This window comes from Pseudomonas sp. GL-RE-26 (assembly GCF_019956275.1).
Lineage (GTDB): Bacteria > Pseudomonadota > Gammaproteobacteria > Pseudomonadales > Pseudomonadaceae > Aquipseudomonas > Aquipseudomonas grandcourensis.
This window is the reverse complement of sequence record NZ_JAHBDI010000009.1, coordinates 14,139-34,381: the sequence shown is the minus strand read 5'-3', so window position 1 is coordinate 34,381 and position 20,243 is coordinate 14,139. Positions and strand designations below refer to the sequence as shown.

23 protein-coding genes are annotated in these 20,243 nt (G+C 60.3%); 8 read left to right on the top strand and 15 right to left on the bottom strand.

Features of this window, described 5'->3' with window-relative positions:
- Positions 1-41 precede the first annotated feature (41 nt).
- Positions 42-404 carry an NUDIX hydrolase gene (locus KGB07_RS06385; protein ID WP_223464942.1) on the top strand — a complete coding sequence of 121 codons (363 nt, stop codon included), beginning with the start codon at positions 42-44 and terminating at the stop codon, positions 402-404.
- Positions 405-407: 3 nt separating this feature from the next.
- Here KGB07_RS06385 and KGB07_RS06380 read toward each other — a convergent pair whose 3' ends face one another.
- The 9 genes from KGB07_RS06380 to KGB07_RS06340 all read right to left on the bottom strand — a co-directional run bounded on the left by KGB07_RS06380 (position 408) and on the right by KGB07_RS06340 (position 8,590).
- A complete protein-coding gene (locus tag KGB07_RS06380) occupies positions 408-1,106 on the bottom strand; it encodes an alpha/beta hydrolase (protein WP_223464941.1) in 699 nt (232 codons plus the stop codon).
- A gap of 42 nt (positions 1,107-1,148) precedes the next feature.
- Positions 1,149-1,922: a 1,6-dihydroxycyclohexa-2,4-diene-1-carboxylate dehydrogenase gene (locus KGB07_RS06375; RefSeq protein WP_223464939.1), complete on the bottom strand. Its 774-nt coding sequence runs from the start codon at positions 1,920-1,922 to the stop codon at positions 1,149-1,151.
- Positions 1,923-1,946: 24 nt separating this feature from the next.
- Complete coding sequence (benC, locus tag KGB07_RS06370; RefSeq protein ID WP_046043498.1) at positions 1,947-2,960, bottom strand: benzoate 1,2-dioxygenase electron transfer component BenC; 1,014 nt, start codon at positions 2,958-2,960, stop codon at positions 1,947-1,949.
- 10 nt (positions 2,961-2,970) lie between these two features.
- Entirely contained in the window at positions 2,971-3,459 is a 489-nt protein-coding gene (gene benB, locus KGB07_RS06365; RefSeq protein ID WP_046043497.1) for a benzoate 1,2-dioxygenase small subunit, read from the bottom strand.
- Positions 3,456-4,820 carry a benzoate 1,2-dioxygenase large subunit gene (gene benA / locus KGB07_RS06360; RefSeq protein ID WP_046043496.1) on the bottom strand — a complete coding sequence of 455 codons (1,365 nt, stop codon included), beginning with the start codon at positions 4,818-4,820 and terminating at the stop codon, positions 3,456-3,458. The genes benB and benA overlap by 4 nt, the downstream gene beginning before the upstream one ends.
- Before the next feature lie 182 nt (positions 4,821-5,002).
- Positions 5,003-5,962, bottom strand: coding sequence for an AraC family transcriptional regulator (locus KGB07_RS06355; RefSeq protein ID WP_317850359.1), 960 nt, complete (start codon positions 5,960-5,962; stop codon positions 5,003-5,005).
- A 196-nt stretch (positions 5,963-6,158) separates the two neighbouring features.
- On the bottom strand, positions 6,159-7,088 hold the full coding sequence (gene catA / locus KGB07_RS06350) for a catechol 1,2-dioxygenase (protein ID WP_223464937.1): 930 nt from the start codon (positions 7,086-7,088) through the stop codon (positions 6,159-6,161).
- 52 nt (positions 7,089-7,140) lie between these two features.
- A complete protein-coding gene (gene catC, locus KGB07_RS06345) occupies positions 7,141-7,431 on the bottom strand; it encodes a muconolactone Delta-isomerase (RefSeq protein ID WP_008053771.1) in 291 nt (96 codons plus the stop codon).
- A gap of 10 nt (positions 7,432-7,441) precedes the next feature.
- Positions 7,442-8,590: a muconate cycloisomerase family protein gene (locus KGB07_RS06340; RefSeq protein WP_191629309.1), complete on the bottom strand. Its 1,149-nt coding sequence runs from the start codon at positions 8,588-8,590 to the stop codon at positions 7,442-7,444.
- A gap of 127 nt (positions 8,591-8,717) precedes the next feature.
- On the opposite strand from KGB07_RS06340, the gene KGB07_RS06335 reads away from it, so the two are divergent.
- A complete protein-coding gene (locus KGB07_RS06335; protein WP_046043493.1) occupies positions 8,718-9,602 on the top strand; it encodes a LysR family transcriptional regulator in 885 nt (294 codons plus the stop codon).
- A 6-nt stretch (positions 9,603-9,608) separates the two neighbouring features.
- Here KGB07_RS06335 and KGB07_RS06330 read toward each other — a convergent pair whose 3' ends face one another.
- Together KGB07_RS06330 and KGB07_RS06325 are read right to left on the bottom strand one after the other, a co-directional pair.
- Positions 9,609-9,848 (bottom strand): DUF1652 domain-containing protein, encoded by a 240-nt coding sequence (locus KGB07_RS06330; RefSeq protein ID WP_046043491.1) that lies wholly within the window; start codon positions 9,846-9,848, stop codon positions 9,609-9,611.
- A 119-nt stretch (positions 9,849-9,967) separates the two neighbouring features.
- The gene (locus tag KGB07_RS06325; protein ID WP_046043490.1) at positions 9,968-10,867 is read right to left on the bottom strand and encodes a polysaccharide deacetylase family protein; all 900 of its coding nucleotides are present in this window, start codon (positions 10,865-10,867) and stop codon (positions 9,968-9,970) included.
- A 207-nt stretch (positions 10,868-11,074) separates the two neighbouring features.
- Between KGB07_RS06325 and KGB07_RS06320 the strand changes: the two genes are divergently transcribed.
- Entirely contained in the window at positions 11,075-11,755 is a 681-nt protein-coding gene (locus KGB07_RS06320) for an SOS response-associated peptidase family protein (RefSeq protein ID WP_046043489.1), read from the top strand.
- A 60-nt stretch (positions 11,756-11,815) separates the two neighbouring features.
- On the opposite strand, the gene KGB07_RS06315 is transcribed toward KGB07_RS06320, so the two are convergent.
- The 3 genes from KGB07_RS06315 to KGB07_RS06305 all read right to left on the bottom strand — a co-directional run bounded on the left by KGB07_RS06315 (position 11,816) and on the right by KGB07_RS06305 (position 13,036).
- A complete protein-coding gene (locus KGB07_RS06315; protein ID WP_185754858.1) occupies positions 11,816-11,962 on the bottom strand; it encodes a hypothetical protein in 147 nt (48 codons plus the stop codon).
- A 64-nt stretch (positions 11,963-12,026) separates the two neighbouring features.
- A complete protein-coding gene (locus tag KGB07_RS06310) occupies positions 12,027-12,338 on the bottom strand; it encodes an AzlD domain-containing protein (RefSeq protein ID WP_185754861.1) in 312 nt (103 codons plus the stop codon).
- Positions 12,338-13,036: an AzlC family ABC transporter permease gene (locus KGB07_RS06305; RefSeq protein WP_007978998.1), complete on the bottom strand. Its 699-nt coding sequence runs from the start codon at positions 13,034-13,036 to the stop codon at positions 12,338-12,340. The genes KGB07_RS06310 and KGB07_RS06305 overlap by 1 nt, the downstream gene beginning before the upstream one ends.
- A 167-nt stretch (positions 13,037-13,203) precedes the next feature.
- Here KGB07_RS06305 and KGB07_RS06300 point away from each other — a divergent pair, with 167 nt between their 5' ends.
- The 5 genes from KGB07_RS06300 (at position 13,204) to KGB07_RS06280 (ending at position 18,605) form a co-directional block, all read left to right on the top strand.
- Positions 13,204-14,139 carry a sensor domain-containing diguanylate cyclase gene (locus KGB07_RS06300; RefSeq protein WP_223464929.1) on the top strand — a complete coding sequence of 312 codons (936 nt, stop codon included), beginning with the start codon at positions 13,204-13,206 and terminating at the stop codon, positions 14,137-14,139.
- Positions 14,140-14,424: 285 nt separating this feature from the next.
- Positions 14,425-15,300 carry a 4-hydroxy-tetrahydrodipicolinate synthase gene (dapA, locus tag KGB07_RS06295; protein WP_223464928.1) on the top strand — a complete coding sequence of 292 codons (876 nt, stop codon included), beginning with the start codon at positions 14,425-14,427 and terminating at the stop codon, positions 15,298-15,300.
- A gap of 60 nt (positions 15,301-15,360) precedes the next feature.
- Positions 15,361-15,726, top strand: coding sequence for a DUF2784 domain-containing protein (locus tag KGB07_RS06290; RefSeq protein ID WP_223464927.1), 366 nt, complete (start codon positions 15,361-15,363; stop codon positions 15,724-15,726).
- A gap of 189 nt (positions 15,727-15,915) precedes the next feature.
- The gene (locus KGB07_RS06285) at positions 15,916-17,580 is read left to right on the top strand and encodes a condensation domain-containing protein (protein WP_223464926.1); all 1,665 of its coding nucleotides are present in this window, start codon (positions 15,916-15,918) and stop codon (positions 17,578-17,580) included.
- 107 nt (positions 17,581-17,687) lie between these two features.
- Positions 17,688-18,605 carry a LysR family transcriptional regulator gene (locus KGB07_RS06280; protein WP_223464924.1) on the top strand — a complete coding sequence of 306 codons (918 nt, stop codon included), beginning with the start codon at positions 17,688-17,690 and terminating at the stop codon, positions 18,603-18,605.
- A 10-nt stretch (positions 18,606-18,615) separates the two neighbouring features.
- Here KGB07_RS06280 and KGB07_RS06275 read toward each other — a convergent pair whose 3' ends face one another.
- On the bottom strand, positions 18,616-20,160 hold the full coding sequence (locus KGB07_RS06275; protein ID WP_223464921.1) for a sensor domain-containing diguanylate cyclase: 1,545 nt from the start codon (positions 20,158-20,160) through the stop codon (positions 18,616-18,618).
- Positions 20,161-20,243 lie beyond the last annotated feature (83 nt).

The window sequence follows — 20,243 nt, the reverse complement described above, 5'->3', positions numbered from 1 at the left end:
ACTTGCATGCCTGCACCATGACAACGGCCATCGGGTAATCCATGAAAGTACGCGCAACGATCATCTGCGAGCAGGAAAGGCATGTACTGCTGGTACGCAAGCCGGGAGGACGCTGGACGCTGCCTGGCGGCAAGCTCGAATGGGGTGAAAGCGCAGCCGATGCCGCCGTTCGCGAGTTGCTGGAAGAAACCGGCCTGCGGGTCGACGAGTTGATGTATGTGCAGGAGTTGGAATCGGACGGCACCCGACACCATGTATTCGAGGTGTCGGTGCTGAACCTTGAGCAAATGCGGCCGCTGAACGAAATCACCGATTGCATCTGGCACCCGCTGGATGCGCTACACAACCTGAACATCAGCGACGCCATGCGCAGTATTGTCGGCACCTTTGTGCGCCGCTTGTAGACCCTAGCCTTTGGCCAACGCCGTCGCGGCCCTGTCGATCAAGGCTGCCACTTCGGCTGGCATCGACGCCAGTGACGCATGGCTGGCATGCAAGGTCAGAATCTCCCGGGCGTTGAGCCGCGCCGCCATCCATTGCTGGTTTTGTGGCGCGATCATCCGGTCGTCGGTCGAAACCTGATACCACGATGGCTTGCTCTTCCAGGCCACCGTTCCAATGGTGTCACCGAAAGTGCTTGCCAGCGGCGCTTTCTGGGTGAGGCCCATGACCAACCCCTCGGTCGCCGGCAGGTCCTGGCAGAAGCTCTCATGGTAGAGCTCAGGCTTGACCCACAGGTATCCGTCGCTGTCGGGAGCCAGGTTGGCCGCCGCCGCTGGCAGATGCCGTTGCGTGATGCCGCCGGGGCTTTCGCCGGCGTCCGGGGCGAACGCGGCGATGTACACCAGCCCGACCACATTCGGCTGGTCGCCGGCTTCGGTGATCACTGCGCCGCCGTAGGAGTGCCCCACCAGCAGCACCGGACCGGGCACCTGGGCGACCATCTTGCGCGTGCGCTCGGCATCCTCGGCCAGCGAAGTCAGCGGCAACTCGACGGCACGAATGTGCGTGTCGCCCCGACTGAGCAATTTGACGATGACCTTGTTCCAGTGGGCAGCACCGCCCCAGAAACCATGGACCAGCACGATCGTGGGTTTGTCACTCATCACCTTGACTCCGTTTGCCGTTGGGTTTGTCTGTCGCTTGCCTCAGCCCTGATCGCCACCGCCCACGGGCATGACCATACCGGTGATATAGGACGCTTCGTCGCTGGCCAGAAACAGAATAGCCCCCGCCTGCTCATCCAGGGTGCCGTAGCGTTTCATCAAACTGCTGTCGAGGGTCTGGTCGACGATCTGCTGGTACCAGAGTTTTTCCTGCTCACTCTGCTCGGCACCGTTGCGGGGTATGCGTCGCGGCGGTGCTTCGGTGCCGCCTGGCGCCGTGGCATTGACCCGTACGCCGCGACCGGCGGTTTCGAACGCCAGACAAGCGGTCAAGGCGTTGACCCCACCCTTTGCCGCACCGTAGGGCACGCGGTTGAGGCTGCGGGTGGCGATGGAGGACACGTTGACGATCGCACCACTGCCCTGCTCCAGCATGAACGGCAGCGCGGCATGGCAACACCACAAGGTCGGGAACAGCGAACGGCGAACCTCGGCCTCGATCTGCGACGCGTCATAGTGCTCGAACGGCTTGGCCCAGATTGTCCCGCCAACGTTATTGACCAGCACATCGAGGCGACCGAAGCGCTCGACGGCGGTTTGCATCACCCGACTGCATTCCTCGTATTGCTCAAGGTCGGCGGTCAGGGCCAATACCTGGGTGGTTGACGCCAACTGTTGCTGGACTTCGAACACCAGGTCGGAGCGATCCACCAGGATCAGCTTCGCCCCTCCGGCGGCCATACGCTCGGCCACCCGCCGACCGATGCCTTGGGCAGCGCCGGTGATCAGGGCGACTTTGTCTTGAAATCGGTTCATCTCTGTCTCCCACAACAACGCGATTCAAGCCGCGCTGGCGGCAAATTTTTCGAAGTAAAAGTTGGCCGGTGCGATGCCTTGTTCGCGAATGAACTGGCTGACGGCCTCGACCATCGGCGGCGGCCCGCACAGGTAGACGTCGACGTCGCCATCGTTCAGGTGCTTCGGCTCGATGTGCTGGGTCACGTAGCCCTTGAGCGGGTGCTGGCTCTCGGGGCTGGCGACGCAGGCGCTGAAGGTGAAGTTGGGGATGCGCGCGGCAAAGGCTTCGAGTCGGTCGATTTCCACCAGGTCGAAATCGTGGGTCACGCCGTAGATCAGGTGCAGCGGGTGATCGCTGCCCTGCTCGGCGATCTTCTCCAGCATCGCGGTAAATGGCGCCAGCCCGGTGCCACCGGCCAGCAGCAACAGCGGCCGACGAATGTCACGCAGGTAGAAGCTGCCCAAGGGACCTGCCAGGCTCATGCAGTCGCCGGCCTTGGCCATGCCGGTCAGGAAGCTGCTCATCAGGCCGCCGGGCACATTGCGGATCAGGAAGCTGACCTCGCCATCGCGCTGCAACGAGCTGAACGAATAGGCGCGGGTCTGCTCGCTGCCGGGAATCCCGAGGTTCACATATTGCCCCGGCAGGAACGCCAGCTTGCTCAGGGCCTCACCCTTGATCGACAGCGCGATGGTGCTGTCGGACAACTGGCGCACGGCACTGATGGTGGCGTCGTAGCTGGCCTGACGGGTGCGGCAGACTTCGGAGGATGTCGGTACACGCACCACGCAATCGCTTTTGGCGCGCATCTGGCAGGTCAGGACAAAACCCTGTGCGGCCTCTTCAGGGCTGAGGGCGTCCTCGATGTATTCCTCACCCAGATCGTATTGACCGGCTTCGGCAAAACACTTGCAGGTACCGCAAGCGCCGTCGCGGCAGTCCAGCGGGATGTTGATGCCCTGGCGGTACGCGGCGTCGGCCACGGTTTCGCCGGCGTTGGCGTCGATGAACCGGGTGACGCCGTCTTCAAAATTGAACGCAATGGAATGGGTCATGACGGCAGTCTCACAAGTGGTAAACATCGATGACCTGGCGAACGTAGTCGTTCTTCAGGATCACTTTCTTGGCCAAGATCTGCGTGTTTTCACCGCGCACGTCGAGGGTGTAGAAACTGCTGCCGAAATAGCTGTCGACGGTCTTGTAGCGAAAACTCAGGGTGTGCCAGTTGAAGCGCACCTTGCACAGTCCGTCGCTCTGTTCGAGCAGCTCGATGTTGCTGATGTTGTGGGAGGTGCGAGTGTCCGGCACGCTGGCGCTGGAGCGCTCGGTCTTGATGCGGAAGATGCGGTCTTCCAGGCCCGTGCGGTTGCCGTACCAGATCAGCGAGATTTCCCGCTGCGGGTCCTCGGTCAACTCGTCGTTGTCGTCCCAGGACGGCATCCAGTACGTCGCGTCGGGGGCGTACAGTTCCAGCCATTCGTCCCACTGGCGGTCGTCGAGGTAGCGTGCTTCGCGGTAGAGAAAATCGCGCACCGCTTCATAGGAAATGGTCATTGCACGTCCTCCACGGCGATCAGCTTCGACTGCTCGGCCGCCAGGGCCTTGAGCATGGTCTGCTGCCAATACTTGTGTTGCAGCACGAACAGGCCCTCATCTTCGGTGCGCACGCCACTGAGCAGCGGATGCAGGTCGATTTCCTTGGCTGCCTCGTCGGCGCCTTCGATCCAGTGCTCGGCGCCACGGGACATGTCGTTCCAGGTGGTGACGCTGCCCTGATAGCTGGTCTGGCAGGAGCGGAATTCCTCCAGATCGTCCGGCGTGGCCATGCCGCTGACGTTGAAGAAATCCTCGTACTGACGAATCCGGCTGGAACGGGCGTGGTCGCTCTCGCCTTTGGGGGCGATGCAGTAGATGGTGATTTCCGTGCGGTTGACCGAGATCGGCCGGGCGATGCGGATCTGCGAGCTGAACTGGTCCATCAGGTACACGTTCGGGTACAGGCACAGGTTGCGCGAGTTCTCGATCATCCAGTCGGCGCGGGCCTTGCCGAAGTCTTGCGCCAGCTCATCGCGGCGCTCGTAGAGCGGACGATCCTCGGGGTTGGCCCAGCGGGTCCAGAGCAGCATGTGGCCCTTGTCGAAGGAATAGAAACCGCCGCCCTGCTTGGCCCAGCTGCCGGCGCTCATGGTCGGATTGCTGTCACCCGCCTCGCGCTGCTTGCGCTGGTTCTGGGTGGCCGCGTAGTTCCAGTGCACGGAGCTGACGTGGTAGCCGTCGGCGCCGTTCTCGGCGGTGAGCTTCCAGTTGCCTTCGTAGATGTAGCTGGAAGAGCCGCGCAGCACTTCCAGGCCATCGGCGGACTGGTCGACGATCATGTCGATGATCTTCGCCGACTCGCCCAGGTGCTCGACCAGTGGCAGCACATCGGCTTTCAGGCTGCCGAACAGGAAGCCGCGATAGGACTCGAAACGCGCAACCTTGGTCAGGTCATGGGAGCCTTCGCAGTTGAAGCTCGACGGGTAGCCGGCGTTGGCCGGATCCTTGACCTTGAGCAGTTTGCCGGAGTTGTTGAAGGTCCAGCCGTGGAACGGGCAGGTGTAAGAGCTCTTGTTGCCGGACTTGTGCCGGCACAAGGTCGCGCCACGGTGACTGCAGGCATTGATGAAGGCGTTGAGCACACCGTCCTTGTTGCGCGCGATGAAGATCGACTGGCGCCCCATGGTGGTGGTGTAGAAATCGTTGATGTTGGGGATCTGGCTTTCGTGGGCCAGGTACAGCCAGTTGCCCTCGAAGATGTGTTCCATCTCAAGGTCGAACAACCGGGGATCGGTGAACATCTCGCGTTTGCAGCGATAGAGGCCCTGCTCGGGATCGTCTTCAAGCAGGGAATGCACGTATTCGGGTCGCAGGGTCATGGCCGCCGCCTCCATTGTTATTGTTCAGGCAGGGGTCATGCTAGGACGGGGCAATGGGGCGGACTATCCGCGGGGTGCAGACCTTTATCCGTTTTGTGCAGTCACTGGCGGTGTGTCAGGCGCCGTCAATGGTGAATGTGCCGGCCCCATCGTCGGATCAGACAACATCAAACCTGAAGGTCTCAATGCCGACGTTTGAGGGTATCGGACGGCAATTCGCCGAACTGCTTGCGGTAGCTGTCGGAGAACCGTCCCAGGTGCAGGAAGCCGTAATCCATCGCCACTTCGGTGACGTTGCGCACGTTGCAGGTCGGGTCGCTCAGGCAGGCATTGATGCGTTCCAGGCGTTTCTGGCGCAGGTAGTTTTTCGGCGTAACGCCGGCATTGCGCTCGAACAGTCCATACAACGAGCGCAGGCTCATGTGCGCCTGGCGCGCCAGTGCTTCGCTGTCGATGTCCTGCTTGAGGTTACTGGCGATGTAATCGGCAATCGCCTCGAACGTGGCCGTCTGCGAGCCCAGCTCGAGGCGGCAGACATTGGTTTTCATCAGGCTGAGCATCTTGCTGACGATGATCTGCGTGTAATGCTCCTGCACCCTGGGGATCTGCTCGGTGGATTCAGCCTCCTGGCAGATCATCCCCAACAGGTTGACGAAACCTTCCAGTTCATTGAGCTGATAACGGTTTTCCAGAAAACGCACGCCCTGCCCCGGATAGCGCCAGCGCTGCTCATCGCAGACCGATTCAAACAAGCGGGTCGGGACTTTGAGGATGAATTTTTCGCAATCGTCGGAGTACGTCAGGTCCACCGGATCGTCGGGATTGATCAACAGCAGTTCGCCGGGGGCGAAGTAATGCTCCTGACCGTGGCCGCGCCACAGGCAATTGCCGCGCAGCAGCACTTGCAGGTGATAGATGCTGTCCAGCGCACCGGACGTCACGCGCACACTGGCGCCGTAGCTGATGCGGCACAGGTCGAGGCTGGCGAACTTGCGATGGTCGAGACTGGCCAGCGGGCTGCCGGCACGGGGCATGACAATGCAGTGGTTACCGACGTGCTGATTGACGTAGCCCGACACCGCATAAGGGTCGGCATGGTCGAACACTCTGCTGCGCTGACTCAACAGTTGAGCTTGCATCATCGGGTCACTCTCATTGTTGTTATAGGTTGCGTCGGGCCATTCTAGAACAGTGCGTCAGTCCCTTGAGATATTTCCGGCGAGTTGCACAAACACCCTGTAGTAGCGAGCCTGCTCGCGATGACGGAGTACCAAACAACATAGATGTTGAATGTTAAACCGCTATCGCGAGCAGGCTCGCTCCTACAGGATTGTGTTATCAGTCCTCCAATGCGCGAACCCGCTCGTGGCGCTGCTGTTCTTCAGGCTGGGCAGACGACTGCAGGGTGAAATCGAATTCGATTTCGGCAAAGCGACCGCTCACACCATGGGCCGCTGCGCGCTGCTGATCGTCGCTGAAGGTGATCTTGGCGATCAGTTCGTCACGGGTGGCGTAGGCGAAATCGTCGTGCAAGTACTTTTCGCCATCCAGATTGATCTGGGTAGTCAGGTGGCGATGATCCGGTGCGGAAATGAAGAAGTGCACGTGCGCCGGGCGCTGGCCATGACGGCCCAGTTGATCGAGCAGTTGCTGGGTCGGACCGTCCGGTGGGCAGCCGTAGCCCGACGGCACGATGCTGCGGAAACGGTAACGGCCTTCGGCGTCGGTAACGATGCGGCGACGCAGGTTGAATTCCGACTGGGCGGTGTCGAAGTACGAGTAGGTACCGCCAGTGTTGGCGTGCCAGACGTCTACCACGGCGCCGGCCAAAGGTTCGCCAGCGGTGTTGAACACGCGGCCTTGCATAAACAGGGTCACACCCGGATCGACGCCATCGTCAAGGCGCGCTTCGCCTTCCGACAGCGGCGCGCCCGCCACGTACAGTGGACCTTCGATGGTGCGCGGGGTGCCGCCGGACTTGCCGGCCTGCTCGTCTTCGGCGTCCATCAGCAGGTCAAGGTAGTGCTCCAGACCGAGACCGGCCACCACCAGCCCGGCTTCCTGGCGAGCGCCCAGCACGTTGAGGTAGTTGACCGCTTTCCAGAACTCTTCCGGGGTCACGGCCAGGTCTTCGATGATGTTCACCGAATCACGCAGGATGCGGTAGACCAATGCCTTGGTCCGTGGGTCGCCGGCGTCGTTGTGCAGGCCGCTGGCCTCTTCGAGAAATTTCTGGACTTCGGCAGTGTGGGAAATCTTGACGTTCATTCTGGGTTCCTCATCTTGTAATTATTAGGGTAGCGCGCTGAACAGGCTGGGCTCAGCGGTCATCGTCACGGATGGAAGAAGGATGCCGGCACATCGCGTCGATCTCGATGGCCATGTACGGAAACAGCGGCAATTGCATCAGCAGGTCATGCAGTTCCTGAACGCTGTCGACATCGAACACGCTGTAGTTGGCGTAGTGTCCGGCGATGCGCCACAGGTGACGCCACTTGCCCTGCTCTTGCAGACGCTGGGCCAGGGCTTTTTCGTCAGCCTTGAGTTTGGCTGCCGCTTCCGGGTTCATGTCGACCGGCAGGTTCACGGTCATTTTTACGTGGAACAGCATAATGCTCTCCTCAGGCTTGGTGAATGGCAGTGGATGTCTTGTCGCGGCGGAAAAACGCCAGGCGTTCCTCATCCAGGCTCAGGCCCAGACCCGGGGTGTTCGGCACGTGCAGTTCAAAATCGCGATACACCAGCGGTTCGCTGAGAATGTCTTCAGTCAGCAGCAGCGGGCCGAACAGTTCGGTGTCCCACGCCAGTTTGTTCAGGGTAACGAAGGCATGGGCCGAGGCCATGGTGCCTAGGCCACCTTCAAGCATGGTGCCGCCGTACAGGGCGATACCGGCCGCTTCGGCGATGGAGGCGGTGCGCAATACAGCACGGGGGCCACCGTTCTTGGCGATCTTCAGGGCGAACACCGAAGCCGCGCCTTCGCGGGCCAGATTGAACGCATCTTCCACGCATTCGATGGATTCGTCGGCCATGATCGGCGCCGGGCTCATGGCGTTCAGGCGAGCCATACCGGCGCGGTTATTGCGCGAAATTGGTTGTTCGATCAGGTCGATGCCATTGGTACCGAGGATCCGGCAGGCCCGCAATGCCACCGCTTCGTCCCAGGCCTGATTGACGTCGACCCGTACGCTGGCGCGGTCACCCAGGGCTTTTTTGATCGCAATCACGTGGGCCAGGTCGCGGTTGACCTCACCGGCACCGATCTTCAGTTTGAAAATGCGGTGGCGACGCAGGTCGAGCATTTTTTCCGCTTCAGCGATGTCCTTCTCGGTATCGCCGCTGGCCAGGGTCCAGGCCACCGGCAGCGCATCGCGAACACGACCGCCGAGCAATTCGCTGACCGGCAGGCCGAGGCGTTTGCCCAAGGCATCGAGCAGTGCGGTTTCAATACCGGATTTGGCGAAGGTGTTGCCACGGATGCTGCGCTCCAGGCGCAACATGGCGGCGTTGACGTTGTTGCTGTCCTGGCCGATCAACAAGGGGGCGAAGTGCGTGTCGATGTTGGTCTTGATGCTGTCCGGGCTTTCATTGCCGTAGGCCAGGCCACCGATGGTGGTGGATTCGCCGATGCCTTCGATGCCGTCGGCGCAACGCACGCGAATGATCACCAGGGTCTGGTTCTGCATGGTGTGCATCGCCAGCTTGTGCGGGCGGATGGTCGGCAGATCGACGATGATCGTCTCGATCGACTCAATGGCTGTTGCAAGCATTTCGATACCCGTCAGGTTCTTGAAGTTCTGGAATCGATTCTCGTACGGCTTTTTTCCCGATGCCAATATAGAATTGGTCTGACTTGATACCTTAAAGGTATGCAACAGATCCGCGTCTGGAGGCTCCATGGAACTGCGTCACCTGCGTTATTTCCAGGTATTGGCTCAAACCCTCAACTTCACCCGTGCGGCCGAGTTGCTGCACATCGCCCAGCCGCCCTTGAGCCGGCAGATCCAGCAACTGGAGGACGAACTGGGGGTGATGCTGCTCGAGCGCGGCCGACCGCTGAAGTTGACCGACGCCGGGCGGTTTTTCCATGAGCACTCCACCGCCCTGCTCGAACAACTGAACAAGGTCTGCGACAACACCCGGCGTATCGGATTGGGAGAAAAGACCTGGCTGGGTATCGGTTTTGCGCCGTCGACACTGTATGGCGTGTTGCCGGAGCTGATCCGGCGGTTACGCAGTGGCGAGCCGCTGGAGTTGGAGCTGGGGCTTTCGGAGATGACCACCCTGCAACAGGTGCAGGCGCTCAAGGCCGGGCGCATCGACATCGGTTTCGGCCGGATCCGTATCGACGACCCGGCCATCGTCCAGACCGTGCTCACCGAAGACCGCCTGGTTGCCGCCCTGCCCGCCGGCCATCCGTTGCTTGCAGGTCCCATCAGCCTGCGGGATCTGGCGAAGGAACCCTTTGTGCTGTACCCCGGCAATCCACGGCCGAGTTACGCCGACCATGTGATTGCCCTGTTCGAGTCCTACGGCGTGAGCATCCACGTCGCGCAATGGACCAACGAACTGCAAACGGCGATCGGTCTGGTGGGGGCAGGAATCGGGATCACCCTGGTGCCGGCCTCGGTGCAGTTGCTGCACCGCGACGACATCGGCTTCACCCCGCTACTGGAAGACAACGCCACCTCGCCGATCATTCTCAGCCGACGGGTGGGCGATGTATCGCCGGGGTTGAACCATTGTTTGCGGATGATTGATGAGCTGTTGCCACGAGGCTGACAACGATCAACCGGCAAACGCCCGGCGCCCTGCCCTCATCTCGGTACGCAACTCGCCGACAAAATCAGAGATGGCGCGTACGCTGGTCAGCTCCGCCGTCGAAACACCGCTGATCAACAACTCCACTCGCTTGGTGACGGAATCGTAGACTTCGATGCGCAGCAGTCCGAGACTCTCCGTGCACTCGCACGACAGCGGCTCAAAACCGGACTCTACGATGTTGCAAAGAACTGAAATCGGAAGCATGGCCGGTCCCTCGGGCGATAGTCAGTTGGATTGGATCCGTATCAGCATAGTTACACTTTGCCGATTTTGCGCCAGTAAATTGCCGTCAATTTTGTTATACCCCTCGCATTTCCGGCAACTCAGTGGGAATTACCACCCCAGATCCAGTTCCAGAACCCCGGCAACTCGACTGGCTGCGAACCGTCGCGTACGGTTCGCGCCATGGCCGCCCGCTGTAGCGCAGCCTGATCGTCGTAAAACGGCTTGTCGGCGGTTTTCACTCCGGTCTCCCGGGCGCTGTCGAGCAGAATCTGCAGGTACTCACGGGTATGCCGGGCGGTATAGCGGTTGAGGTCGTGGAAGGTCACCACCACCGGAATCACGCCGTCGACCACCGGCAATTCGCCACGGGCAATGCGTTCGCGAACTTCGGACATCGAACGCAGCATGTGCGACCGGCGCCGGGGGCTGGCGTTGAAGCCCCAGATCTTGCCGTCATTGGCGCTCAAGTCGGTGAGCAGCACGCGCAGGCCATGCTGCTGATAAGCGGCGAAGGTGCGTTTGTCGTAGTTCCAGAATGGCGGGCGCAACAGGGTTGGCGGGGCGCCGGTAATCGCGGCGATGTCGGCGCTGCCATCATTGAGGGCCTGCTCCAACACTGGCGGGTCAAGGGAGCGATGATTGGTGTGCCAGGGTGTCGCCGTGTGAAAGCCCAGGATATGACCTTCGGCATGTTCGCGACGCATGATGTCCCGGCCCAACTCGCTGCCACCGGCTCGCGGAGCGCGGGTTTGCACGAAGAACACGGCCTTGATGTCCGGTTGCAGCGGGTTTTGCGCCAGGCTCTCCAATACCGTGACGGTCGGATTCCACCAGCTCGATGCGCTGGGACCGTCATCGAAGGTCAGCAGAAACCGGATGGGGGGCTGCGCCTGCAAACGCTGCTCGGTCCGCGGAGTCATTTCGATCGGTGCGGCGATACAACCCAGCAGACCCACTGCCAGGGCGCACACTGTCAAACACTTGAACAATCGTTTCATCTTTTGCCTTGGGCCAGACCATCACGGTCGATACTTCAATGGGCAAGGATCCTTCGCCCGCTCATCCGTCGTCGGCCCGCATCGAGACGACGGGCCGAGGTTGGATAGGGTACACCGGGTTTGGTTCCGGAGCTTGCCAGGCCCGTTTCGCCACAAGCAACTAGACTCAAAGCTTCGGTCGGAGCGTCTTAACCGGAGTGTCAGGCCATGTGCGGACGACTGTCGCAATACCGTGGAATCCACGACTTCGTAGCGGTGCTGAGCATCCCCGACGCGCTGATCAATCACGTCGGCAACGAACCCCTGGGGCACTACAACGCCGCCCCCACCACGCAACTCGCCCTGTTGCACCTGGAGAATGAGCGACTGCACGCCGACGCCGTGCGCTGGGGTTGGCGACCGCACTGGTCGACGGATCGCACGGAGCCGGTCAATGCCCGGGTCGAGAAAGTCGCCCACGGCCCCTACTTCCGGGCGATCTGGCCCCATCGTGCGATCTGCCCGATTGATAACTGGTTCGAATGGGTCGACGCCGGTGACGGCAACAAACAACCGTGGTTGATCCGGCGACGGAACCGGGCACCGGTTTTCTGCGCGGCCATCGGCCAGTACCCCATCGGCGGAGCCCCTCACAGGGAGCACGATGGTTTCGTCATCCTGACGGCCGACAGCGCAGGCGGCCTGCTTGACGTGCATGACCGGCGACCGGTGGTGTTCTCGCCCGAACTGGCGCGGGAATGGCTGGACCCGGCCACGCCCAAGGAGCGGGCCGAGGAAATGGCGTTATCCCAGGGCGAGGTCAGTGAGGTATTTGAGTGGTACAAGGTCGACAGGGCCGTTGGCAATGTCAGGAACCAGGGCGCCGCGCTCATCAATAAGGTTCCATGAACTTATCAATCACGACAAAGCCTCGCTTAATGGCGGGGCTTTGTTGTATTCGCGTGCCGGTCAGAACTTGCGGTCAGGCTCTGACAGTTCCTTACCGTCGTCAGGATGCTTCCAGTCCGGTATCGAACGCTTCTGCTGCTCAATCTCTTCTTCCGTGGGTTCGTCCTCGTCTTCTTCCGGGTCCGGTTGCTTGGGTTCATTGGCCATGTTCACCTCTCTTCCTGAAGGGATCGGTCATCAATTTAAGCTTAGATCAGTTCCCTTGCCCCGCTCAGAGCCACCAGCGCAGCAAAAAGAAGAAGCCCATGCTCAACAGCATGCTGAGCAACGTATTGCGCGTGTAAAGCACCAGAGCGACCGCCACCAGCGAGCTGATCAGGTAGGGATTGTCCCAGTGCAGATTCAGCTGTTTATCCGGCATGAACACAATCGGCCCGCAGATGGCGGTCAACATGCCCGGTACGGCAAACCCCAGGAACTGCCGGGCATTGCTGCTCAAGCGTAGCGGCAGTCGCGGTTCCAGAAAAACATAGCGGTTGAGGAACACCAACACGCCCATTCCGATAATCACTGCCCAGACCATCATGTGCGGCCACCGTAGAATTTATTGCAGACAAACCCGGCGGTCATGCCCGCCAGCCCCGACAGCACCAGCGCCGAGCCCCATTGCCAGTAGCTGAACAGCACCGAGCAGAACAGCGACACCGCCACGCACACCACGGTCGGCACGTTGCGCACCACCGGGGTGATCAGGGCGATGAAGGTCGCCGCGATGGAGAAATCCAGGCCCAGGTGTTCAAGTCCGGGAATACTGCTGCCAAGCACAATGCCCGCCAGGGTGAACAGGTTCCAGGCGATGTAGAACGTCAGGCCCACGCCCAGGGCGTACCAGCGGTTGAACTGCTGTTTGTCGTGCTGGCTGGTCAGGGCGAACAACTCATCGGTGAGCAAAAACCCCAGGCCCGCGCGCCAACGCCCCGGCAAGGGCGAAATCACCGAGCGCATGCTCATCCCGTAGAGCAAATGCTGGGAAGTCAGCAGCAACGTGGTCAGCAAGATCGAAAAAATCCCGGCACCGCCCTTGAGCATGCCGATGGCCACCAGTTGCGCGGCACCGGCAAACACAATGCTCGACAGGCCCTGGCCTTGCAGGGGCGTGAGGTTGGCTTCGATGGCCATGGAACCGGCCAGCAAGCCCCAGGGCGCGGTGGCCAGGGACAACGGCATGATCGCCGCTGCACCGCGCAAAAAGGCACTGCGCGGCATGATTGAGTTGGACATAACGTTCTACAGACAGGGAAAGACCCCAGACTGTGCCAGCAGTCGCGGCCGAAGGCTTGAACAATCTTGCTCACTGATACGCGGCGTACCATTCATCGGCTGCCCGCTTGATTCGCCAAAGTGCTAGCAACATGATGGCGCTGCATTTTCATCGAGGCAGGCCCTTCATGAGTTCAGTGGAAACCGACAGCGACGTTTATAAAACCCTGCTTGAGTCGACCCGGGCGATTCCCTGGCGCATCGACTGGAAAACCATGACGTTCAGCTACATCGGGCCACAGATCGAAGAACTGCTGGGCTGGAAGCAGAACAGTTGGGCGTCGGTCAACGACTGGGTCGAGCGCATGCACCCGGATGACCGCGACTACGTGATGGACTTCTGCGTCTCGCAATCGCGCGCCGGCATCGATCACGAGGCCGACTATCGCGCACTCACCGAAAGCGGCGAGTACGTCTGGATCCGCGATGTGGTGCATGTGGTGCGCAAGGACGGCGAAGTCGAGGCGCTGGTGGGTTTCATGTTCGATATCAGCGAGCGCAAGAAAACCGAAGAGCACCTGATCCGCCTGCAAAAACAGCTTGAAGAGTATTCCTTCCAGGACGGCCTGACCGGCATCGCCAACCGGCGCATGTTCGACACCGTGCTGGAGCGCGAGTGGAACACGGCCCAGCGCACCGGCTTGCCGTTGTCGGTGATCGTGCTGGATATCGATTACTTCAAGCAGTACAACGACCATTATGGCCATATCAAGGGCGACGAATGCCTGCGCCGAGTCGCGCAAACCTTGTCCCTGGCGGCCAACCGGCCACGGGATTTCATCGCGAGGATCGGCGGTGAAGAGTTTATCTGGCTGCTGCCGGAAACCGATGCCGAGTCCGCGCGGCTGGTGGCGCACAAGTGCCTGCACCTGATGCGCCAGCAGCAGATCCCCCATGAATTCTCGAACGTGTCGAAGCTGCTGAGTATCAGCCTCGGCGTCGGCACCACCCTGGCGTCGATGCACGCGACAGCCCTGGAATTCGTCGAACAGGTCGATCATCTGCTCTACCAGGCCAAGCACAATGGCCGGATGCGCGCCGAGTATGCTGATTTTCGTGATTGACAAATGGCGCTCCGGCTTTTAAAACTGGGCGCCTCACTCAGGGTGTAAGCAAGTATGTCCGCAACCTTCAATCTCGACTCTTCCGTCATTGGCTTGATTGCCAAGGCGCAAGGTTGCGTTGCGCACGCCCTCAAATCGAAGAAACAGTCGCTCATGTGACCGGGGCGCGCTGTCCCGTCAGATGAGCTGACAGGACATTGAGCGCGACGGACCACCCTCCCCTTGCTTACTCTCCTTCCATGCCCCTGACGGTGACGAAATCGGTCAACCATCAGGAGAATGTGCATGTCAGCGTTTCAAGGTATCTGGGTTCCACTGGTTACACCCTTCCACAACGGCGCCATCGATTTCGTCGGCTTGCGCCGGTTGGTCAGCCATCTGCTGGAAAAAGGTGTCGACGGCCTTATCGTTTGCGGCACCACCGGCGAACCGGCGGCGATGGGCAAGCATGAGCAACTGGCGGTGCTCGATGCGGTGCTGGAGCTGGTGCCGGCGCAACGGGTGGTCATGGGCCTGGCCGGTAACAACCTGAGCGAGTTGTTGCAGTTCCAGAGCGAGATCCTCAAGCGCCCGGTGGCGGGTCTGCTGGTGCCAGCGCCGTATTACATCCGCCCTTCCCAAGCCGGCCTCGAAGCGTTTTTCCGCACGGTCGCCGATGCCTCCAGCGTTCCGTTGATTCTCTATGACATCCCCTACCGTACCGGCGTGGCCTTCGAACAGGCGACCCTGCTCAACATCGTCGCCCACGAGCGGATCGTCGCCATCAAGGATTGCGGCGGTAATTTTTCGAACACCCTCGCCTTGCTCAATAGCGGCCAGGTCGACGTGCTGTGCGGCGAAGACAACCAGATCTTCAATGCCCTGTGCCTGGGTGCCAAAGGCGCGATTGCCGCGTCGGCGCATGTCCATCCCGAACTGTTCGTGCAGTTGCACCGGCAGATCCGCGACAACCAATTGGCCGAGGGCCGCGCCACGTTTTTCCGTTTGCTGCCGCTGATCAACAGCCTGTTCCTGGAGCCCAACCCGGCCCCGGTGAAAACCGCGCTGGCCCAGGAAGGCTTGATCGGTGACGAACTGCGCGCGCCCATGCAACGCAGCAGTGAATCGATGACCGAGCATTTGAAGGCCGTGCTCAGCGCATTGGATCGCGACAATCGATAGAGCACCGGCCTGCGGCCCGAGTACCATGGAGCGATTCGTTCAGCCTTCAGGGGCACCGACATGCTGTACCGAATCGCCGCCGACGGGCTGACGCTGTTTCACTTGCTGTTCATTGTGTTCGTGTTGTTCGGCGGGTTGCTGGTGCTCAAATGGCGCCACCTGATCTGGTGGCATCCGCCCGCTGCGTTGTGGGGTATGGCGGTGGAATTCTTCCACTTGCCCTGCCCGCTGACCGACTGGGAAAACCGTATGCGCCAGGGGGCCGGGCAAACCGGCTATGGCGGTGGATTCATCGAGCACTACATTTTTCCGATCATCTATCCCTCGGGCCTGACACCCGAAATTCAGTTGGGATTGGGCAGCGTGGTGTTGGTGATCAATCTGGTGGTTTATCTTCGAATGATCAGGAAGTGGAAGCGCCCCTGAAAGATCGCAGTCTGCGGCAACTCCTTTTCCAAGCAAAGAGTTGAATCGGGCGAGTAATCTGTAGGAACTGACTCACTCGAAAAATGGAAAAGGAGCTGGAAACGCAGGAACAATCCGACTTAACAACCCATCTACAATCGTCAATAGTACCCCCCTATTACGGAAAATTTAAACTGCAAAGGGGGCATCATGAATCGCACCACACCGTCAGTCACTGGCGACGCTTCGACATTCGATCGATTACAAGCTATCTGGAAAGAAATCCTCAGCCACCAGGCCATCTCGGCCGACAGCCATTTTTTTGAATGCGGCGCGACGTCCCTGTCGGTCATGATGCTGCTTGGCAGAATTGCCAACCTGTTCAATGTTGACCTGACCCCCGAAGATATTTTCGACCATCCGACACTGGCTCAGCAGACGGACTTGCTCAACGGCAGCGCACGCCAGGGTAGTGAAAACAGCCTATTGGTGGACGCCCATGCCTGGCGCAAGCGAGAAGGTGAAGATACACCTGGACTGGCTCAACGCGAGGTCCTTGGAAAGCCTCCCGAAACCCCAGCCTATCTGGAAAATGTGGTGATGGCGTTTTACATTCGCGGCGAATGTTCAGTGGCCAGGGTTCGCGAAGCCTTCGGCGCCGTACTTGAACAGCAACCGGCGTTACGTTGCAGTTTCGAATTCAACTCTCACGACCAGTGGCGTCGTTCACAACACGCCCTGGATGAGTTCCCGTTGCCTTTTCACCTGATAAACCTGCCGCTTGAATGCGATATCAGCCGAACCATGGCCGATCTGATCGTTGAAGAAACATTGACCGCTTTTGACCTGAAACATCCACCGTTGATTCGGGCAACCTACCTTGAATGCCAAGGGACGGATGACGTGCTGATCATCACCGCCCATCACATTGCATTCGATGGCTGGTCAGGTGCGGTACTGATGGACCAGCTTTGCGCGCACTATCAGTCATTACTCGCCACCGGCGTGCCTGACAAAGCCAAATACTGCCTGCAATACGCAGATTATACCGATGCCCAACATCAACGTTTGGCTGAAAACCTGCTGGATAAACATAACGTTTTTTGGCAAGAGACACTGAAACAACTGCCCGAACCCTTTCCACTGCGCGGTGCTATTGAGCGACCTCGGCAATTTACCTATCGCAGTGCCGTTCTACCGCTCAATCTGGATGTGCAATACCCCGCAATCGCGCAATTGTGCAGCCGAACGGGCTTCAGCCTTTATACCGTTATCCTCACTGCGTTCCTGGTTTCTCTCGCCAGAAACACAGGCACGACCGACCTCTACGTACGCTCTCCGGTGGCCAACCGGACCGACGCGGCCCTGGAGCCGGTAGTGGGGTATTTTGTTCACCCCATGGTGATTCGCCCCCGGCTTTGTGAATGGTCGCCTTCTCTGCGGCTGCTGGAGCAGGTCAATCATTGTGTGTTGGATGCCTATGGCCACGCCATGCTGCCGCCGCATATTTTTGAAGCCAACTGTTCGCCCCGCGCTGTCGCTTACGGCTCCCGATTTCCCTATTGGTATAACCACCATAACTATCCCTCGCGGCAGCGCCAATTAGGCACATCACTGCTCCACGGTATCGGGGTTCCGTCCAGCGGGATCAAGACCGATGTTTCGCTCAACACACTACGTACCGAAAACGGATTGGTCGGTAGTCTTTCCTACTACTGTGACGCCATTCCTGACGATTGCGTGCAAGCCCTGTTGGTCAGCTTCAAGCAGGCATTGGACGAGTTGCTTGCCATCCCACCCGGCGTACTTGTCGGCGACAACACCGAGTTTAGCCATGAAGGCACCGGCAACCAGGCAACCGGGTTGCAGCAATAATCGCGTAGCAGCCCTTGGGGGATGCTCGCGGTTTTTATTGCCGCACACGGAACTCAGGAAACGCATATTCTTCTGCAGATACCGTATTGCCGCCAAGGATTTTGCACATGTTGTCGACAGAAGACCTGGCCTTGCTCGAAGCCATCCGCGAAACCGGCAGTCTGTCGCGGGCGGCGGCACACCTGGGCAAGGCGCCGTCGACCGTGTCCTATGCGGCGCGGCAACTGGAGGAGCGCTTCGATGCGTTGCTGTTCGACCGCCGCCGCTACCGTTTGCAACTGACCCCGGCGGGTGAGTTGCTGGTCAACGAAGCGGCGCGGCTGATGCAGGACGTCTCGCGCCTGACCCAACGGGTCCAGCAAGTCGCCAACGGCTGGGAAAGCCGCCTGTGGATCGTGACCGACGAACTGCTGGAGTTCGAAACCCTGATCCCGGTGATCCACGATTTCGATGCGCTGCAATCCGGCGTGCCGCTGCGCGTCACCCAGGAAGTGCTCAAAGGGGTCTGGGAAGCCCTGCGCGAAGGCCGCGCGGACCTGGTCATCGGCGCCACCAATGAACCGCCAGCCATTGCCAACCTGCGCTGGATGCAACTGGGGGAAATGGAATGGGTGTTTGCGGTGTCGCCCAAGCACCCGTTGGCCAAGGCCAAAGGCCCGATTACCCGAGCCATGGTCGCGCAGCACCGGGCGATTGTGGTGGCCGATTCGTCCCGAGTCACCGAGGGCAGCACCTACGGCGTCACCGGGGGGCAACCGGTGCTGGCCGTGCCGACCATGCGCGCAAAAATCCTCGCCCAGTGCAATGCGCTGGGGGTGGGTTGGTTGCCGCGGAACCGGGTTGGCTCACTGCTGAAGAGCGGCACGCTGGTTGAAAAGCCGATGGCCGACCCGCGCGAGCCGAACATCCTGTACGCCGGCTGGCGTGGCGACCATGACGGTCGCGCCCTGGGCTGGTGGCTGGAGCAGCTGAAGAAATCGTACCTGGCCACCCGACTGGTCCAGGGCACGGACCGGTTTGACTGACACCTGACCCTCAGTTGGCAATCACGCTCATGTTGCGCCCACTGGCCTTGGCCACGTACAGCGCCTTGTCTGCCGCGCCAATCAGGTCGTCGGGGCGGACATGGGACGCGGCATTGCTGGCACACACACCGACGCTGACGGTCACGGTAGCCTCCGGGCTGTCACTGTGGGCAATGTCGGCCTGCAGTACCGCGCGGCGGATTTTCTCCGCCACCAGAAATGCCCCCACGTAGTCGGTGCCGGGCAGCACCACGGCGAACTCTTCGCCACCATAGCGGGCGGCCAAGTCACCGGGGCGCTTGATGTTGTCCGTGATGATCGAACTGACCTTGCGCAAACACTCATCACCGGCCAGGTGGCCGTAGCGGTCGTTGAACGGTTTGAAATGGTCGACATCAATCATCAGCAACGCCAGCTCGGACTGGCTGCGTCGGGCACGGCCCATTTCGGCATCGATGAAAGCGTCGAGCTGACGCCGGTTGGCCAGCCCCGTCAGCGCGTCCTTGAGGGCCAGGCCTTCGAGGTTGCGATTGACCTCCAAGAGCTTGTCCTGGGTGTCCAGCAACTCGACCTGCACCAGGTTCTGCTGCTTCATCAGCTTGATAAGCCGAAACCCCAGTACCCCGAGAAAACTCAGCAACAGCGTGACGATGCCGGCGCTGAGCAGCGTCTCCTTGCGCCAGCTGCCGAGCACTTCATCCTTGTTCAACGCGGTAAAAACGATCAGCGGATAACCCTCGACCCGGCGATACCCTATCACCCGCTCGACACCGTCGATGATCGACCTGATCGTGGCCGTACCCGCGTCGCCCTTGGGCAACAACTGGGTGAACAACGGGCTCTTGGCGAGGCTGGTGCCGATGTCCGCCTCCTTGAAGGGTCTGCGAATGACAACGCTGGCATTGTCGGCGATCAGGTTGATCACGCCGTTACTGCCCATGTCGATGCTGTCGTAGAGCTGCAGGAAATGACTGAGGTAGATCGACGCCAGTGCCACCCCGGCAAAGCTGCCGTCGGGATGATTGACCCGGCGCGAAACCGTCATGACCCATTCACCGCTCGAACGGCTCTTGATCGACGGCCCGATGTGCGGCCCACGGCTGGGGTTATCGCGATGGAAGATGAAGTATTCGCGGTCGGAATTGTTGACGCCGGTCTGGCCGGCGCCATTTGAATTGGCAACCCACTGCCCTTTTTCGTCGAAAACAAATACACCATGGAGCTGGCTCAACTCACTGCGCTGGGCGTTGAGCAAGAGCGGCAGCCGGGATTGATCCACGCCGTCGTGTTCCAGACGGTCGACCAGGGTGAACAGCAGCGTGTCGGCCTGCTTGATCGTGGCCTGCGCTTGCGATGCCAGGGTCTGCGCAAGGTTGGACATCGCCACTTCCTTGTCATGCAGGTGGTACTGGCGTGAGCTCCAGGCTTCCCAGATCACGATAACCACCATCGACAGGCACACCGCCACCAGCAGGATCACCGCCGAGCGGACCTTGAGCCGGGGCACGGCTGGCCGGAGCATTTCAATATGATCGTGGATCGACGGTTGTCCCATGATGCTCCCTGAGGGTCTATGACGGGCGAGCCTTCCTGATCGCCGCTTTTACTCACTATGCCTGATCCAGGCTCGCAAAGATG